The 19,081-nt window shown below is 41.8% G+C and carries 16 protein-coding genes; all 16 read right to left on the bottom strand.

The genetic code is table 11. The annotated features are described in order from the left end of the window. The coding region (locus RM347_RS21495) for a hypothetical protein (protein WP_428850593.1) at positions 1 to 285 on the bottom strand (285 nt) is incomplete at its 3' end. Positions 286 to 413: 128 nt separating this feature from the next. Next, positions 414 to 2,510 carry a patatin-like phospholipase family protein gene (locus RM347_RS21490; protein WP_322718326.1) on the bottom strand — a complete coding sequence of 699 codons (2,097 nt, stop codon included), beginning with the start codon at positions 2,508 to 2,510 and terminating at the stop codon, positions 414 to 416. 131 nt (positions 2,511 to 2,641) lie between these two features. Next, positions 2,642 to 3,619 (bottom strand): MvdD family ATP-grasp ribosomal peptide maturase, encoded by a 978-nt coding sequence (locus RM347_RS21485; RefSeq protein ID WP_322718327.1) that lies wholly within the window; start codon positions 3,617 to 3,619, stop codon positions 2,642 to 2,644. Between the two features lie 59 nt (positions 3,620 to 3,678). Then, positions 3,679 to 4,686 (bottom strand): MvdC family ATP-grasp ribosomal peptide maturase, encoded by a 1,008-nt coding sequence (locus tag RM347_RS21480; RefSeq protein WP_322718328.1) that lies wholly within the window; start codon positions 4,684 to 4,686, stop codon positions 3,679 to 3,681. Positions 4,687 to 4,973: 287 nt separating this feature from the next. Then, complete coding sequence (locus RM347_RS21475) at positions 4,974 to 5,114, bottom strand: microviridin/marinostatin family tricyclic proteinase inhibitor (protein ID WP_322718329.1); 141 nt, start codon at positions 5,112 to 5,114, stop codon at positions 4,974 to 4,976. A gap of 574 nt (positions 5,115 to 5,688) precedes the next feature. Then, positions 5,689 to 8,205 carry an alpha-amylase family glycosyl hydrolase gene (locus RM347_RS21470; protein WP_322718330.1) on the bottom strand — a complete coding sequence of 839 codons (2,517 nt, stop codon included), beginning with the start codon at positions 8,203 to 8,205 and terminating at the stop codon, positions 5,689 to 5,691. Between the two features lie 62 nt (positions 8,206 to 8,267). Then, positions 8,268 to 8,768, bottom strand: coding sequence for a VOC family protein (locus RM347_RS21465; protein WP_322718331.1), 501 nt, complete (start codon positions 8,766 to 8,768; stop codon positions 8,268 to 8,270). A 21-nt stretch (positions 8,769 to 8,789) separates the two neighbouring features. Next, the gene (locus RM347_RS21460; protein WP_322718332.1) at positions 8,790 to 10,322 is read right to left on the bottom strand and encodes a GMC family oxidoreductase; all 1,533 of its coding nucleotides are present in this window, start codon (positions 10,320 to 10,322) and stop codon (positions 8,790 to 8,792) included. A 27-nt stretch (positions 10,323 to 10,349) separates the two neighbouring features. Further along, a complete protein-coding gene (locus tag RM347_RS21455) occupies positions 10,350 to 10,730 on the bottom strand; it encodes a nuclear transport factor 2 family protein (protein WP_322718333.1) in 381 nt (126 codons plus the stop codon). Positions 10,731 to 10,750: 20 nt separating this feature from the next. Then, on the bottom strand, positions 10,751 to 11,194 hold the full coding sequence (locus RM347_RS21450; RefSeq protein ID WP_322718334.1) for a hypothetical protein: 444 nt from the start codon (positions 11,192 to 11,194) through the stop codon (positions 10,751 to 10,753). Between the two features lie 42 nt (positions 11,195 to 11,236). Then, complete coding sequence (locus RM347_RS21445) at positions 11,237 to 11,872, bottom strand: nuclear transport factor 2 family protein (RefSeq protein WP_322718335.1); 636 nt, start codon at positions 11,870 to 11,872, stop codon at positions 11,237 to 11,239. A 101-nt stretch (positions 11,873 to 11,973) separates the two neighbouring features. Next, positions 11,974 to 12,426: a nuclear transport factor 2 family protein gene (locus RM347_RS21440; RefSeq protein ID WP_322718336.1), complete on the bottom strand. Its 453-nt coding sequence runs from the start codon at positions 12,424 to 12,426 to the stop codon at positions 11,974 to 11,976. Positions 12,427 to 12,604: 178 nt separating this feature from the next. Next, positions 12,605 to 14,311 carry a thiamine pyrophosphate-binding protein gene (locus RM347_RS21435; protein WP_322718337.1) on the bottom strand — a complete coding sequence of 569 codons (1,707 nt, stop codon included), beginning with the start codon at positions 14,309 to 14,311 and terminating at the stop codon, positions 12,605 to 12,607. 76 nt (positions 14,312 to 14,387) lie between these two features. Beyond that, a complete protein-coding gene (locus tag RM347_RS21430) occupies positions 14,388 to 15,239 on the bottom strand; it encodes a type 1 glutamine amidotransferase domain-containing protein (RefSeq protein ID WP_322718338.1) in 852 nt (283 codons plus the stop codon). Between the two features lie 4 nt (positions 15,240 to 15,243). Next, a complete protein-coding gene (locus tag RM347_RS21425; protein ID WP_322718339.1) occupies positions 15,244 to 15,915 on the bottom strand; it encodes a DJ-1/PfpI family protein in 672 nt (223 codons plus the stop codon). Positions 15,916 to 15,925: 10 nt separating this feature from the next. Next, positions 15,926 to 17,941 carry an AGE family epimerase/isomerase gene (locus tag RM347_RS21420; protein WP_322718340.1) on the bottom strand — a complete coding sequence of 672 codons (2,016 nt, stop codon included), beginning with the start codon at positions 17,939 to 17,941 and terminating at the stop codon, positions 15,926 to 15,928. Positions 17,942 to 19,081 lie beyond the last annotated feature (1,140 nt).

Below are 19,081 nucleotides of genomic sequence, written 5' to 3'. Positions count from 1 at the left end.
GGGCAATTCTTGAATTTCTTTGAGAAGAAATCTGACAGATTCAGTTTTGCTACGTTCTGTATAGATGAGCTTGAGAACGTTTTCAATTCCAAATCCCGCTATATATTCCCCTAGAATGGCTACCAGCCCAAGCAAGCCTAAACCTCCTAAGAGGCCTAAAGGCCCGCCCAGCGCTGAAAGCATAGCGACAACGGCAGCGACATTACCCCCTGATGCACCCGTTGCGATCACGAAAAGTATGCCAGGAAGGCCTAAACCAGAAATTTTTTTGACGAGTTCATCCATTGTACTTACCTACAATCCTTATAAAGTGAAAACATGACTAAGAGAGTCATTACTAATTTCTTTTGTGAAGAAATTAAAAATCTTACATCTTGTACCAGTTAGTTGGTGCAAGATGTAAGAAATCTGATTTAGCCCAACAAAAGACTACACAGTTCATCGATTTGTTGACTTTTGTTAGATATTAATCGATGGGCTATAGCTTGTAGCTGACGAGTATTTTGGAGTTTGGTATTATCTATTTCTTCTAGTTCACTATCTAACAATGTTTGAAAGCGATAATAAAAACTTTTAGCTTCTTTATCAGTAGGCTCAAACAACTGTTCTAATTCTCCAGCTACCACTTCACTACTACCGTCAAACATAATATTTAAAAGCGGTCTTCCCCATTGTAAGAGTCCCCAATTTTTGACTTCTTTATAAGGGTAAACACTCGTCAGCGAACCTGTACCTAAAGAAACTACTAAAATATCTTCTGTATTCAGGACTTTTTGTGCTTTTCGTTTACTACTAATTTGTGCTTCTAAAATAGCTAAATGGGCTGGATTATTAGCAAATACTCCACCATCGATTAAAGTATAGGCGATGCCGCTATCATGGGGGTTTACAATCCGATGAGGAGCAAAATAAGTCGGAGTAGCACTAGTTGCCAATGCTGCATCTAGGAGCGAAAAACCGCCACATAACTTCTGAAAATTCTTAGATTCTATTTGCTGTTTTTCTAGTTTGTTTGTAAAAAATATCGGAATTCGCTGCTCGATATCGTAACTCGTTACAAAAACTTCTTTGAGATTATTTTCTAGAGGAGCGTTACCAAAATATTTTCTGAAAATTTCTTCTTTGCTTTCGGAAGGATATTTTGGCTGGAGAAATATATCTTCTAACGGGCCAAGTAATCTTTCAAACAACGGCTCATAAAATATTTCTACCCCATACTCAAGAAATAGCTGTAGGAGATCCTCAGCAGTGTATTCAGCTACTGGCAAGTTATCAGATACATCGGAACTTAATCGGGGTTTAGTTAGTCCAAGTGCTAAAATTCCGCCACTGGAAGTGCCAGTAATTAAATCAAACAAACTGAATATAGGTTTTTGTGTCCGCCGTTCAATTTCTGCTAGGAGCAATGCAGGAATAATGCCCCGAATACCGCCTCCATCAATGGAAAGTATTTTATATTTGGGACGGGCTGTTGTATTCATGGTTTCTGGCGATTCCTCCTGAGTTAATATTTGTGCTTGTTGGATATTGACGGGATCTTCAGTTTGGTCTGTTTTGGTTTCCTCGTCATGTGGTTCGAGAGCGATCGCAGTTGGAATAATCTCGGATTCTTCGCTGTTTGTTTCTGTCTGTTGAATTTCCTTTGGTTGGTTTTCGTCGTTGCTTACTAACGATACCGTTGCTGCTAATAAATTTGTGGTTAGTGGTGAGATATTTTCTTCAGGAATAACTGGTGTCTCAGTTTGGATCTCTTCTTGAATATCTTCTTGATTAGATGATTCTGCTGCAAATGGAACTGGATTTGATGATTGTGTTGCAAATGGAATTTCTGCTAAAGTCCAAATAGGATTACCACGAAAATTTCCTTGATAGGACTTTCCAGTTTGGTTTTTGACAGTTGTACCTTGCCCTTCGTCTAATTTCCAGTAAGCCACTAATCCTGATTCGTCTCCGGCTATTAGCCCACAACGATGAGTCTGGATTTGTGCTTGAGTACAGGGATAATTCCAAACGCTAATGTTTGCTAATTGTCCTTTGAAATAGACTTGTTTGTGTAACGTTGCTCCCAGAGTTGTAGAACTTGTGGCTTTGTTTAAAGATGAACCTCTAAGAGAATCGTTGTATTCGCGATCGTCAAGGTATACACCTAGCTGACCACTATTAAAAACAATAGCAAAAAAGTGCCATTGTCCTATAGTTAGTTCTCCTTGCCCGAATGTTTTGATACTCTTGCTAACACTTTCATCAATGTAGACATCTAGGCTTCCTGTTTCACTGATGCCGAATTCAAAGTTATCGCTGTATCTCTCTGAAGAACGGGCAAAAAATACATTGCGCGTCCCGTAACTAGTGGCTTTATTTGTTAGTTCATGTGGATTTACCCATCCTGAAACCGTAAATGCTGAACTTCCTTGAGCGAAAACGCCGCCAATATCGTTTCTGCCAAAATCTATATAATCCTTTACCCCATCAAATGTCAAAACTGTTTGTGTATTTACTATGTTTATCACAAGGCTTTAATCTCCAAATATCAATAATTTCGTAATTTTAAATAAGGAATTTAATATTAATAAACTTCATAGTGAAATCTCACTAACACCTTTCAAAATAGAAGACAATAAAAATATACTAGCTAAATCCCCTAATTTTTATTAGTTAGTAATACTTCTGCGATCGCCTGCGAAATGGGGTAGTGTGGTGGATATATCTCCAGCCAAAAAAATTCCCCGACTGGGTTAACTTCGAGGAATACATGCCGACCATCGGGCGTGACAATAATATCAATTGCTCCATAGTTTAAGCCAAAATAAGCCATCAGTTTGAGCAGTTTTTTCTCAATATCTTCTGGCAAGTCGTAGGGTTGCCAATTTTTAACTAAGGCTCTCCCCTCTTTGCGCCAGTCGTAAGTAGATCCTGACAAGCTTTGGGAATCTACTGCGGCAGTAAATACGCGGTGTCCGACAATAGTTGTCCGCAACTCCAGCGCCTTGGGCACATTTTCTTGAAACGTCATCGGACAAAAACGCAGTCCTTCCATATTTTCCAGATCGTCATTTGTAACTGGAGTGGTAAACACAACGTTTTCTCGCCCCCGATCATCATAAATAGCAAAGGAAGAAAGCATCTTGGTAACTATACCTTGCTTACACTCTTGAGCAAATTGCTTGACTGCTTCTGGATTGTTTGAAGTCAGGGTACGTGGAGTTACAAGACCAACTTCTCGTGCAACTTGCAATTGTAGTTGCTTATTATTAGCCCGATCCACATTGGACATTTGATCGAAGTGGAATCCCTGAAGGCTGGCAATCATACCCCTGACTGTGGCGCGACATTCGTTAATTGACGCATCTCTGTATTGCTTGTCCATTGAGTCGGGAATTTTTTCTCCGTAGCGCATCCGCCGATACCAAATTGAGGAGACTTCACTCAAATCTAGCTTTTGTTCGCCATCAGTAATAATTACCCGTTCAGTATCGCCGCAGTAAATATCTAGCTTGACTTCAGTGGGATATCTGTCTGTGTCAAACCGAAATGCTTTTTCTCCTCTAGCTTCAATTTCTTTGATGACTAGAGGAATACTTTCGTTGTCTTTACTAAACGTGACTATTAATACGGTCATAGAAAGTATGAGGTGTGAAGTATGTAGATACCTTTTGGGTGGCTTGCCGCAGGCTAATATCAAATATTAAATTTTTGATTATTCATTCTTTGAAGTAGGGCGTCTGCGATCGCATTTGCAATAGGCAAGTCCAAATCTTTCTCCAGCATTCCCCACTCTCCTACGGGGTTGATTTCCAAAAAGACGTATTCGCCTGATGGTGTGACGATGAAATCTAACGCTCCAAACAACAGCCCAAATTTCCCCATAAAGGCTTTGAGACGGCTAACTACTTCATCAGGAAGCTGGTGATGTTGCCATGCGCCAACCTCAACACCAGGTTTACGCCAATCAACTTTGGCTGCTGCATACACATCTGCATTTAGCGCCCCCACAAATACATTACCATTCACATACACCACCCGTAATTCCTGTTGCTTTGGAATTTGCTCTTGAAAAACCATTGGGCAATAGCGCAGTGATTCGGCATCTTGTAAGTCTTCTTCCTTGACGATGCTGGTGTACAGAAAGAATGAGGAGTTAGCTTCCATACTGCGGGAAAGAGCAGTTAAGAGCTTGCTCACCATTTTGCCGTTGACTTGCTGAAAAAACTCTCGTGCTGCTTGGGCTTTGTTGGTGACAAGAGTTCGGGGAATAACAAAACCTACTTCAGACGCAATCCGCAGTTGACGCAGCTTGTTACTTGCATAATCTATCCGCTCTAAATTATCTACCCACGTAGCTCCCTTGAGGCTGTCCCAAAAACCATCTAAAGTTGCAAGTGATTCTCTAATGCAAGCTTCTCGGAACTTTGGCGCTAATTCTTGACTCAGTTGTGGTTCCCAAATACGGCGCATCCATACAGCTTGCACCTGCTCTGTGCTGATAGAGTGGTTGTTACATTCTATAGTGTGGTAGCTTTTAGACTTATCAAAATGTGCTGTTAATTGCACTTCTAGAGGAAACTTATCAGTATCTAGACGAAATGGTTGCACCCCTTTTTTTGATAAGGCTTCTGCCACTCTATCTATTGTGAAAAAATCACCACTGTGGGTGATTAATAAAACAACATCACGAGACAGGTGCATACATTTTTTTGATAATTTTAGGAGGTAGCTATTAAGAAATAGCGAAAAATTGCTTTCGATACCCAAAAATCTTTGAAGAATTTAGGGGACTAGAAAAAGCAATTACCTCCATGTTATGGAAAAGGTAATATGAAAGCGCCCGCCGTAGGCGATCGCTCTGCGCCATCGCGTTTCTATGAGTAGTTTTTAGTTATTTGAGAACTGCTACTCGCTTAAATATGATGAAGCCAATTACAAGGTATCTTTCCGATTAGAAACGTACTTTCAGATGTAGAAGACTAAATAAATTATTTATCTTCCAAATCTGAAGGAAACTTGTAAGTCCAAGGAACATCTGTTCCTTCACCTTCAGTAGCTTGCTCTTCCAAGAAACGCGCAAAAAATGGTAACGCTCCAACATCCACCGTTTTGACTGTGTTTGTAGGCATAGAGTTTTCCTTAAAAAAAATTGTTTTTTCAACTACAGATATATCAGTAATTAAATATATTTTCAAGATCAGTTAAGACAGTTAAGAATTAATGTACTTGAGAAAATTAAGAAAGTTAAGAAAGTTAAGAAAGTTAGGAAATTAAGTGTACGTCCAACCCTGCACTATGCTTATAGACTACCTGCATAAAACCTTACTACACAAAAATGTATCAAATTGATAGGGGGCTAATACGTGGATACTTCTTCCGGTCGATTCTGACTTGCGTGCTTACCGACACTGTATATAGCTCAGTAGCGACAATTGGCGATGCCTCTGAGTATCCGGGTTCGACTGCCTTGCAGGCTAAATATGCTCTACTGAAGGACAACCTTGTTTCTATCAACCTTAAGTGGAAGCTACCACATTTTCATGCATGGCGGTGAAATTTTTTTCATTGGGACTGCCTTCTTCAATCAATCAGTTGAAGTCTCTGGAATTTATTCCTATAACTGCTTCACACATTGAGATGTATTGTGTTTTCTTCTACGATCGCCTCATGGTCGATTACAATGATGTAGTGATTGACCATCTTTTAACCTTGAAACACAACAAATCCGTTTGCTGGAACTATGGGATTAATATATCCGTTAGTTGCAGATATATTAATCCCATAGTTGCCTATACTATCTCCTCCGTAAAGTGAAGCATCACTATTAAATATCTCGCGCCACTGACCATCTCCGATTCGGGAATTGTTTATAGTGTATCCTGAACGGAATGGGTGATTATTCAAACTGGCTACAATCAAAAATTCTCCACTTACATCCCAACGTTTGAAAGCAATAACTCGGTTGGCATTGTGGACATAGAGAATATCAATCAAGTGCGATCGCAGTCCTGAATAGTTGTGCCGCAACTGAATCAGGTCTTGGTAAAATCGGAACAATCTCTGACCATTAGTTTGGCGATCGCCTATCAAATCCTCTCGATTATCTATAAAATCGCTGTATCTGTAAGGTTTTTGTGCGCCAATTTCCTCACCCATCAAAAACATTGGCGTACCAGCCGACAAAATAGACACACCAACAGCAAAGCGGCAACGTGCTTCGGCATACCTTCGGGTTTCCCCAATCAAGGGCGCGGAGTTGACAGCCGCTACAATCGTGCGCCTAGACTCAACTCTATGGCCTCCTTCTTCAAAATAAGCATTACCTGCTTCATCATGAGATTCATGATAAACAACCTTGTTATGACCAGACCATCCCAATGCTCCAGCAAAGTAATCCATCGCTAGGGGTTCATTTGTACCGTATCCAGCAGTAGGAATTAATTTGGCATATTCCGTTCCTTGTCTAGCATCACCAATTAAATGGTGATAGAAGTTGGCATACCAAGCTGCATCAAAGCCCAACCCGCCAACATCAGGTGATTCAGTAACTGGCTCCCAATCAGAATGATCCTCTGCTATGAGAAGAGCATTCGATTGGATTAACTTCATTGTCCTTGTCCATTCTCTGAGGAATTTAGCACCAAAAATATTGGCATTACTTACAGGTCTACCATCAGCGTGCAATTGGTTGTAAGAATGCATCGAAGTTGTCTGATCAACCCGGAACCCATCTACATGAAATTCCTCCATTAAAGTTACTGCACTACTGATGAACATTTTCCGCACCATCTCTTCATAAAACCGAGGTGCAAAACCTGTAGACAAGTTATCAAGATAGCCGCCTTCTGGGAAACCTCTGCCGTCTGGGTAAAAATAATTGCTAGAGTTACCCTCATACCAGTAATAGATATTGTGTTCGGGAATATCCGAGTCGTATGCCCATTCAGCCCGTTCTCCACTAGGATTGAAGTGGTTGTACACCACATCTAAAATCACCGCAATTCCATAACGATGGCACTCCCTGACGAAATGCTTCAGTTGGTCCCTTCCACCAGCACTGTATTCTAGAGCAAAATAGTGAGATGTCTCATATCCCCAATTTACTTCGTCTCTAAATTCTGACATCGGTAAGAGTTCAACAGCATTAACCCCCAATTCTACTAAGTAGGGTAGTAAATTTATTGCATCCTCAAAGTTTCCTGGTCTATTTTGACCATATCCTAAAGCCCCTACGTGGAGTTCGTAAATTACTAGATCCTCAACCCGCTGGGGAACAGGGCGTTCCAGTGAAAACTCATTACTCCAGAACTCCTCCTCTGGAATAAATTCTAGTTCTGGCCAGACTGGTTCTTGAAAATGTCTAGTTACTGTATCCGGATTTATGACTACAGAACAGCTTTTAGTCCCATCCAAATCTTGATAATTTCCTGAAAAAGGTCTGTCCTGTGTATCGCTATATCTATTAGAAAAAGGTTTACCGTCAGGATTGATGTTACCTTTACCAATTTGACAGCGAGAATATAAATCAGTGCGATAAACTACCCTTCCCCCTTCATTGACAATTCTAAACATATAAGGAATATGGTCAAAGCGGGAGAAATCAGCAAGTTCTGATGATACTGTGACATCTGTTTGCCAAATACCCTCCTCTGTCCTGGACATGGGAAACGGCCCAAGGTTGGGATCCATACCAAAATCAGGATCTTCTCGAAAAACATCGTCGGCAATATAGCCACTGCTGCGGTTGCCAAACACAACTTCTACATTCCGAGCATTTGGTGCCCAGACAGCAAACCGCAGTGCAGGCTGAGATTGTTCCGGAAGATGATATAGTTGCGCGCCTAGTCTACGACTATAAACTAGATAATATCTTTCTTGCTGAGGCTGATTGTTGTTAGGCGATTGTAACGTAAAACTACGATAGCGATTGCTAGAATTGCGATCGTTAATCTCAGTCGGAATTCCCCACAAATTATTCCCTGCTGGACTATCTAGCATCACACCCCAGCGAAATAGCCAAGCAATTTGGGAATCATCCAGTTCAACCGTAGTTTGAAAGCCAGGACAGCTATCTTCACCAATGATTTGCTGCATTTGCTGCGATCGCCATTGTTGAGAATAGCGACCGTTTTCATCCCAACTGCCAATTAAGCGGGGGTTGTTAAAAATTGCTCTTCTAAAACCTGTGAAATAGGTAAACTGAACAGTAACTGTAGCCATAATGGCATCCTTGAGGTAATTAGGTTATGGTTTTCAGATTTGTCACCATCACTTTTTGCAAGTTACGCAACATGTATAGGCTGAGTTTTCTGACCTGTTAAATCTGTCTCTAAGGGCGGTGGATTATCTTGATCAACAAAGCCTTGGCTAATTTCCACAATTCTGTCGTCTGGGTCAGCAATCCAAACCGAACGCCATCCAGGGATATAGTCATCAAAATTAAGGGGTCCCAAGGTAATTTTTGCATCATTGCCCATCTCTGCCAGCTTAGTTGCAATATCATCGACTTGAAAAGCAAAATGACGCCATGTAGGGTATTGTGGACCATCCCTATTAGATGGTGAAACAGGAGATTCTCCTTGTGCCTGAAAAATCTCAAGATACATTTCACCTAATTTAATAAAAATTATTTGCTGGTCGCCAACTGGTACGACACGCGATCGCACAAAGCCGAAATATTTAGCATAAAACTTTTCTGTGGCGATCGGGTCTTTACAGTTGATTGCCATGTGAGAAAATCTGAGCAAACCCATTATCGCTTCCCCCATAGAATTTAGACTCATATATCAAAGACTTAACCAATATCAAACATGTAAATGATGCTCATCCTTGATCAGGTCAGAAACTCTCTCCGCAATCATCACAATACCTGTATGACAGTTTCCTGATGGTACTACAGGCATCACACTGGCATCCGCTACCCTAAGTCCCTCCACACCATAAACGTGCAACTGAGGATCTACGACTGCCATATTATCTAGTCCCATTTTGCAAGAACCAGCTTGATGATGATAAGAATCAGCCCTGTGCTTGACAAATGCTCGTAGCTGCTCATAAGTTTGCACATCCGATCCTGGCATCAGTTCTTGTTTGACCCAGCTAGAGAAAGCCTTTGTAGCAAATATGTTACGGGCTATTTCCACACTTTGAATTAACCGCTCAAGGTCAGCTTGAGTACTGAGATAATTGGGGTTAACAAGCGGTTTATCTAATGGGTTACTGCTTGCCAACCTAATCCAGCCGCGCGATGTGGGGCGGACAACACCAGGCAAGATACTAATAGCATTGGGATAGTTTTGACCAATAATGATGTCAAAAGGGACGTGAACAAAACCAAGTTGCAAATCTGGGCCAATCCAACCTGGTTCTGACTGACAAAATAACGCACTTTCTGACAAATTCAAGTTAGGTGGTGGTACTGGCTGTGTTGTTTCATAAATTACCCCAGTTAGGACATGATTGTGAAAGTTTTCGCCTACACCTGGCACATCCGCTACTACAGGAATGCCAAACTCTTGCAGGTGACTAGAATTGCCGATACCAGAGAGTAACAACAGCTTAGGAGACTCCAGCGCACCAGCGCAGATAATTACCTCGTAATTAGCATAGGCAGTTTTAATTTCACCATTCTGTGCGTACTCCACACCGTTACATCGCTTACCGGAGAACAGCAACCTCGTAGCTTGCGAGTCCGTACTGAGAGTAAGATTAAATCGCTTCAAAACCGGGTTGAGATAGGCATCTGCCATACTGTGACGCTTACCGTCCTTGATGTTTATGTGATGCCAGCCTACCCCTTCCATCTTCGGACCGTTAAAATCTGGTGTGTAGGGGTAGCCTAACTCCAAGCAAGCATTAATAAATACTTCAGATGTAGGATTCGGGTTGTGTAGTTTAGCATTGATGACATTAAGTGGCCCACTTTTACCAGCCCACGGACTAGAGTCATCTTCTTGGTTTTCTAACTTTTGAAAGTAGGGCAAAACATCCTGATAAGCCCAACCGGGACAACCATTGTAGGCCCAATTATCATAATCGGATGTATGCCCCCGGATATGCATCATAATGTATAAATTACTGCTACCACCTGGGATCTTGCCCCGTGGTTCATGGGTGATACGCCCCTCCAAACTTGGTTGTGGAACACTGGTATAGTCCCAGTCTATTTCTGAGCCAAGCAACGTAGGCCATATTGAGGGGTTATCGACAGTTGGGGGAATATTAGCCCCGCCAGCTTCTAAAACTAGCACATTAACTGCTGGATTTTCGCTGAGGCGATTGGCAAGAACCGATCCTGCTGAACCAGCCCCGACAACAATGAAATCAAATTCACTCATATAGCCCCTTCTCAAATTGATAGGGTTTTAGTTCAACCTTTGATTAACAAAAGGGTCAAACGGTCTGGTATCATGAAAATTAGCCATGTAAGCAATTTTGCCGTTCTCAAGACGGAAATAGTTGGCGACGTTTGCCTCAATTGGTACACCAGTAGCGTTGGCAGCTGAAATGTGAGAGACGACGGAAGCCTCATTGCCATCAATGACAACGTGCTGTGGATTGTTTTGGAATTTAGAATAGCCCCTCTCGATACCACCGATCGCACCGCGCATAATTTCTATTCCCTCAATATGGCCTGCTAACTGTTCGTCTACAACAACATTGTCATCAAACAGGGTTAACCAGGTATCCCAATCGCCTGCATTAGCGGACTCGTAGTATTTGTCGATGACTTCTCTCGTGTTCATAGTTGGTAAAGTGCAAATTATCAAAGACTGGGGAACCCCTCCAATGGGGTAAGGGAGTCAACAATATAGGTTTCAATCACAGGCTTTTGGGTAAGTTGCGATCGCTTCACAACCCATCTTTGTGCAGCATCAAAAGCCAAACGTTGACTTTTCGATGCTGGTGCTTGCCAGCGGCTAGCTTCCCAGCGCACAATTAGTTGAATGTCTGCTCGTTCTGACGTAGTTTTAATATCTAATGCTTGCATCCTATGCACTTCATCAAAGAAAGTGTGAATTACCCGGTCATACCATGTTTTAAACTCATCTTGACCATGCAGTGTAGTTTCTGGCAACTGCATCTCTAGGGTTTCGGTTGCCAGCATAGGTAGAAATTCTTCACTAGGAGCATGGACATCCAGTTTTAAGTACCAATCATCAACTAATCGTTTTACTTCAGACTCAGTAAGTGGAGTTAAAGTTTTCATCTGTGAATGATGTTGCGATCGCAACAGTAGTGCAAAATTAATTTAGCTCCAAAACTCATCGAATTGCGCGGTGCCATCGCCAAAGATAGCACCTCTGCCTTCAACCACTTTGCCGTCGCGCCAACGCAGGACATGAACAACATCGATGTCCAGGCGTTTGTTTTCGTTTCCGGCTCGATGCCCAGTATTATGCCTGATGTCTGCGGAATACTCTCCAGTAATCAAAACTCTCTCCCAGGACATTTGGAAACTGTTGTCGGTAAGGTATGCCACCTTGTCCATAAAAGCAAGGAACTCATCCAAGCCTCTTTTCCAGCCAGATATTTGATTGTTGCCTGGCACTAACCATGCCATATCCCCAGCCCAATACTCTTGAATTCTCTGTCTGTCACCACTGCCCAACACATTGTATGCTTGTCTTACACGTTCTTCAGTCAGACGAAGCGATCGCTGCCTTTCAGAGGTGGCTATACCAGATCTCATCATCTCCTCAGTCATTAATACTCCACCTTGAACGCCCCAAGCTCCTGACTGCACCTCATCAACTAGGGCATAAGTGTAGGGACGGACAATTTCACCTAGTACTGAGGCTAAACCGTCGCTTAAATGTTGAACTATTTCTCCTTTTTGCTCTAGGCTAGCGAAGCCTTCTAAGACGGTGACGCGGATAATAGGCATTTGAATTTCTCCTTTCTAGTGTTTAAGTTGGACGCATACATCAATTTCATCCAGAACAGTTACAACTTGCTCACTCTTTCTGTCAAAAGACACAAGCAGAGTTAACTGGCTAAACGATCCGGTATAGGTTTGAGAGCGTATGTTGCCCAGAAGAATTGATCAACTGTATGTTGATCGCTTATATAAACTTGAACATCTGCGATTTTGCCGTCCCGGATATGGTAATGGGTGCAGTTTAAAGCATCTAGAATCGCTCCGTTCCTTTCTCCATGACCCCGGTGCACTTCCACCACTGTGTCCTCGCCCCAAGCGTCAATATTTATCAGATCCACTTGGATACCCCCTCTGTTGAGTTCTGCAAAAAAGGCTATTACTTCATCTGCACCATTCTTCACACCTGAAAGGGGATTGTGTCCAGGCAAACGCCAGACAAGATCAGGAGCAAATATCTCGTTGCGGATAGTGTTCATATCGCCGCGATTAAAGCATTCATACATTCTTTCTACAATTTGTACATTTGGATGGATTGTTCTCTGTGTTGCAACCTGTGTCATCTTTGTACTCCTTATGTAGTAGTTTTATTGATTGCACCGATTCTTGTTTACAAGACAAACTAGATAAACAAATTTTGGGGTTTTTGAATTGAAATACTGGCTAATCACTTATAGTGCAAATTTCTCTGCATCCCTGGGTCAGCCCTGATAATCAGTCTTCAACCCGACATGATAGATATTATTGACCGCACTTGATTCCTATCATTTCTGGGTGAACGTCCGCCTCTAAAACTACATCAATGAGAAATGGCCCTTTGTGGACTAATGCTTTTTGGATAGCAGGGGCAATCTCTTGAGGTTTTTCCACCCTGATGCTTGGAACACCCATAGAATTAGCCATCTCGTCAAAGCGGATCTCTGGTTTAGATAAATCAAAACTCAAAGGATATTCGTGCTGTGGTATATCCCGCTCTTGCCAGTAAGCTTGGATATTCACTTGTAACAACCTATAAGAGCGGTTATTACAGATGACAAATTTGGCATCTATATTGTGACGAGCAGCTGACCAAAGTGCCTGAATTGTGTACATAGCAGCGCCATCACCAGTAAACCCAATTACCGTTTTGTCAGGATTGGCCAGTTTGGCTCCAATCGTTCCCGGAATTCCCACACCTAAAGAACCACCACGAGAAAGAAAATAATGCCCTGGTTTGGTGGGGATTAAATAACGCGTCAGATCAGGAGAACAGGTGAGAGCTTCATCGAAGATAATTACATCCTCTGGTAATTGATTTGCCAGCTCTGCCGCGAAGCGAGAAAAGTGCAACGGGACAGCATCCCAATTTTCTCGATCAGCTTGCAACTCACGCTTATGGTTCTCTTCTTTAGCTTGGGCAATATCAGCAGTTCGTGTCTTAGCAGTTTCTTTCTGCTCTGATGTCATAACTGCTGACAAAACTTTCGCCAGATGAGCAAGAGTCAATTTTGGATCGCTAACTAGTCCCAAATCAACTGAGTGATTTTTAGCAATCTCATAAGCATTCAAATCAATATGGATGACCTTGGCTCCCGGTGCAAAGATATTACCCAGTTCCGGGAAAACCTCTGGCAAAAGGTAAGTACCACAAACTAAGTTGACATCGCCTCTAGAGGTGATGGGTCGGCTTTGATAGCCAAACATATGCCCTGTCATACCTTGATAAAGAGGATGAGCGTGGCTCATGTTCAATTCGCCAGCATCAACTTCCCAGACTTCTGCGCCCAAAAGTTCAGCAACACGGGTCAATTCATCTTGTGCGCTAGAATAAGCCACTCCATCACCCACAAAAATCATTGGCTTGTGAGCAGATGCCAACATAGTTGCTGCTGTTTTGAGCAACTCCTCATCTGGCAAAACTTTGGTGGATGGTATAGAAGTTGGTCTGACTTCCTCAACTGCGGGAGCATCCAAAATATCTACTGGTAGACAAACATACACAGGCCCCATTGGTGGAGTGGCAGCAATCTTAATAGCCCGTCGCAAAACCCGCAGCAATGAAGATGGCTCCATCACCATTGTTGACCACTTGGTAACTGGCTTGGCAAAAGCTACTAAGTCTCCTGCCATTTGAGCATCCATTGCCTGATATTTGATGCCCGCATCACCACCAATCACTACAAGCGGTGAGTGACCTCGGTATGCTTGGTAAAGTGCGCCGATCGCATTTCCTAAACCTGGTGTACTATGAATTTGCACCAAAGCAGGCTTTTTAGTTGCCCTAGCATAACCATCTGCTGCCATCACCGCAACGGATTCTTGCAATGTCAAAATGTACTTCAGGTCTGGATATTCCCGAATAGCATCCAAAAATCCTTCTTCCGATGTGCCGGGATTACCGAACATATAATGGATGCCATCTGCCAAAAATTGTTCGAGAATTGCAAAGCGGCCTGTTTTGTTTGTCATGGATTCTACCTTCTGCAACCATCAATTGCATACAGCGTTTATCGTGCAGTACCATCCAGATATTTAAAATCCGACTTTACCAGCCATAGCGCTTGAGTCCCTTTTCTAGGACTTCCACCAACTTCTGACCAGTTAGATAAGAGTCTGGCGTAGAGCGCCCCGTAATAAACGGATAGTCAACAATCACTGATGTTGGCCTGCCGACATTGCCGTGATACTGTCCGTCTGGCCCTGTAGCATCACGGAGTATGTATTCTAGAGGATAGAATGGCGGGCCAAAGTTAATATTGTTCAGACATGGGTCGATGTTAGTACCGTTAAATCCCGTACCATCTTTGTAGTCATATTCCAGGCAATGGCCTGTGACGTGTTTACCCCAAATAATGCTCTTGCGATCGCCAATGTCACGGGCAAATGCCAGACATGCAACGCCATAACACTCTGCGGCCACTGGCTTACCCATTTGGTAAAAGCTCAGGATGAGATCGTGTACTCTCTGGTTGTTAGCTAAATCAACCATTGGACCACTACCACCGACTATGAGAATGGCATCGTATGTTTGCAAATCTCTCTGTTGGACTTCATCTAGCCTTCTGTAGTATTCTTCCATTTCCCGTAAAAATTTTGGTGAACTCCAGTAAGGTCTTTCTGGAAGCCACTCTCTAAGATTTTTTGGGTTGTTTAACCGTGGATTGTTGGTGTCATCTAGTTGTCTGACCTTATCAGCCATATCTTGGGTGGTGACTGGTCTGCCTAATGGTGGGTCAACAAAAGTAGGGTCCATGCTTACCCCTAGTGCTACAGGTCTTTTACCATTTGGGGTGGCGAAGTCAACTTGATACCCAGTTGCATCAAAGGTTTCTAGGGGACCCACTAGTTCTTCTCCCCAGTAACCCCACTCTGATAGCACAATCAGAATCTTGGTCATCGGATCATCTCCTTTGTGTTTCTAAGCAACGTTGTTCTTGAGATGCGATTTGGTGAGCGATCGCATCAATAAAGGCATACACATCATGTCCGGCTCGTCCTGTTACTAAGTCTCTATCAACCACAATATTTCCCGGATCATTTGGTTGAGAATTTACAGGTGGCGGTACGTAAACAGCACCAGCATTCGCAATATCCGCCAGCACCACTTCATGGCAGATTACCCTTCGTCCTCGGAGTAGTTCTGGCATTGGAGTCAGTAACCACAATCCATGACACAGTAAACCTTTGATAATCTTGTGATTTGCCATTGCTTGAGCAAAAAACTGAACTGCTGGTGCAGTACGAGTTTGCTCTGGACTAATCTGCTGTCCTGGCGGTGGTTGAAAGTAGCGCAGACGTACACTGGTGTAGTTAGCTGCCATAATTACGGCCGCATATTCATTCACATCTACGCTTTGAAAGTCGATATTGACATCTAGATATTGCAGAGATTTACCAATTTCATCCACATCACTAACAAATTGTACAGTTTCATTTCCCCAAAGCCGAGACATGAAATGCACAGTCGCCCCAAGTTCCTGAAAGTGTTGCCGATAAGCTGCAATTTCCTCAGGAATGAACTCTGTTTCTACAAGGATGGCGACTTTCTTTCCTTCTAGCATTTGGGTCACCATAACTTATCTCCTAAGTCTTGGGTGTAAATTCCACAATGATTTCTGCTTCTGAACCAAGTTCAAATTCTTTCTCTCCCAGTTCAATTTGAAAATTATCAGGGTCGATTGTGGTGCGATCGCTACCATTAATGCTGACTCTGTTAACTTCCAAAGTATTAGGTCTAAAAAAATCTGGTAAAACATTGAGAGAGCGCTGGCGACAATGTTTGTCAGGTTTGAAATACAAACAAAAGGGTTCTTTTGTCACATAACTACTGATATAGATATGAGCCAAATAATTTAACTCAAAGGCATGGTATCCAGAAATTGCATGTCCGCCTTTTTGTGCATATTGCCCTACAGTAATTGCATCTCCACTCTCACTGACTCGGAAGAAAATACCTTTATTGTCTTGGTCGAGAAAGAATAGATTCCAAAATGCGGCAGTTTCTCGTGCTAACCGCAAATACTCTTGTTTTTGGTCATTATCTTCATGACTGCAACCATGAAGAATTAAGTAGGCTAATAGGGCTTGTTCTTGTTGCCAGAAGTCTTTAGTGTTGAACCAAGGAAACTCTAGTGGCGTTCCATTTTGAGGGTTACGTTCTAAAGTATCAAAGATTCCACCCCTAAATAGATCTACGCCAATCTCTGCCATCTTCATGCCTAAATTGTCTGCTAGCTTCATCAATTTATCAGCTAAACGTTGTGATTCTTGGGCTTCTTGCGCGTTATCAGCAGCAGATTGGGCGGCTAAGGAGTAATAATAGTTAGCAACACGAGTCAGGTTCCAGGCTATCTTCAAATTGTGTCCGATAACGGCACGATCTTGTTGCCACCGCCAATTATGGTCTGGTTTCCAATCTCGCAAAAATCGCTCATTTACAAATGGAACGTTGGGATCGGGATCGGGAAATCTATCAGCAATGATTGTGGAGGCTGTTTTGAGAATCTTTTTGCAGGTTTCTAAAAATTTCCCGATTTCTTCATGACCATGATCGGTTAATGGCAAAGGTTCTAATGCCAAAATTACGTTAATTAAATAAGCCGGTATATGATCCCCAATCGAGTTCCAATTTTTTTTGGCTTGGTTATCACCAAGAGCAGGACTATCCCAATTTAACGTCACAGAATCAAGGTGTGAGAAATAATCACCGTAAGCATGTTTACCGTACTCTGATTCTGGATCGATGAAGAAATCATTAAAGACACGAACAGTCCGCTTGATATCATCAAGTACTTCCCAATCTAAAGTGATTCGATAGTACTGAGCTAATCCAGCTAAGGCGTAAATTTGTTCGTAAAGCGGGATTGTATCTCTATCATCCTCATTGAGAGAACGTATATACAACTGATAACTGTACTTTGTCTTGCGCTTGCCAAAAGCCCAAAAACAATGTTTGCCATCAGATGTCAAACTGCGAAAAGTTTCACGTTGGTATTGAACTCCAGCACGAGCCGCTGAAAGATAGCGTTCACCTCCAGTTAGCAAGTAAGCAGAGGAAAGACCATAGATCAGCCTGGAAAGAGTAGCACATTCTTGAATCTCATCATCTGTTGGTAAACCGATGATGTTTAGGTTAGTTCGGTAAAGAGCAAAATCATCGATTTCATAGGTTTGTTTATTTGGAAATAAAAAGCCTAACCAACTATCTGCTAGGCGGGCAATTTGGGTCAGCCACCAGTGAGTTTGCTCAAAAACTAATTCGTCTTGACCTCTATATGAATTTAGTAAGTTAACAATGCGGGCATCATATTGGCAGCTACCATTATTTTCTTGATACACCCCTTGCAGAACTACTAAGCTATCCGACTGGATGTATTTTCTCACTAAATCTGCTGGTGAGGACTGATGAAAATCTTCAGGATTCGGGACGCGATCGCGGTTTATACCATCTAAATTTTGTAGAAATTGAAATCGTGTTTCCCTACCAACTGCAACCTCGAACTCATCTCCACTACGGCATTTAATACTAAATTTTCCTTGCTCCTGTGCAATATCCGTAACTTTGCCCATCAGGGTTGTGTTCACAGTGAATTTTCTCATGTTTATTATCCTTTCGGTGTTATTTCAACCAAATACTTTTTATTGCTGTTTGGAGATATCATGGCTAACTATTTGTAACGATATATCCAAAGCAAAATCTTGTTTTCAAGAGTTATGACAAAACTAAAAATAGGCATTTTAAACAAGTCTCGTCAATGATTAATGAGAGACGGCTTTGTGAAACGCTAGAAAGAAAGCTTCAGATTTACTTGACGATTCGGAGTTGAATCTATATTTTTTTCACAAATTGAATATAAATTCTGAAACATAGCAATCCTAAATCATTTGTGAAAGCTTCTCTTTTTTTATTTTCTACGAGACCTATGCGTTTACGGAAGCCGACACACCACAAGGCGTTTCCTTAATTCTCAAAACTCTCAGATAGAATAGCTATAGTTATTTTTGTAGTGAAAATGAAAAACTTTTCAAAAAACTTTGAGCGTATTGAAATTTACCTTAATTTTCTCCGACTATAATTGAGTCAATCGACACTAATTCTCTATCTATGGTTAGAGAATTATGAATCGTTAGATGTAGATAACCTTCTTTAAAAAAACTATAAAAACTATAGCGGTTCTCACTTGAGTGGAATACAGTGTGGGAGGATGGAGTATATCAAGAACCATCTGCATCGATATCCCTCTCCTAAGAAACCGTATTTGCTTCGGGCTGAGGAATGAGTTCAAAACCTAAAGCTAAAGCCTTTTTTTGTAGGTTATTGATAGTTGCTGATTATTACATTGAGAGGACAGCGACCAGATTATTACGATCTCTGAAAGGTTCTGGTGGCTCTACTCCTCTACACCGCATTCAGGTTTCAAAAACAGTCATTCAATATTCGTTGGATCAAAAGCTAGCACAGGTAAAGAATACAGGACACGGGTTTTTGTTATCAGTCGTTGAAGATAGCTGATTTTAGGAGTAATTAAATACTCTAGCGTTTTACTCAACTACATCTTCTGTGCTGAGTTCCAGAAAGTAGAAGGAGTGACATGAAATTATTGGTAACTCTAAACTCTAACTTTTGACTAAACCTGATATAACTTTGGTTAGAGATTAAACCTTTTGGAATTGGTAATATTGATGATTATACTCCGTAGTTAAGGACAAATGAATAAAGCATCTAGTATTTATTTTTCA

The sequence above is a fragment of the Nostoc sp. ChiQUE02 genome (genome assembly GCF_034531305.2).
In the GTDB taxonomy this organism is placed as follows: domain Bacteria; phylum Cyanobacteriota; class Cyanobacteriia; order Cyanobacteriales; family Nostocaceae; genus Nostoc.
Note: the sequence above shows the minus strand (reverse complement) of the source record. Positions and strands in the feature narration are given on the sequence as shown.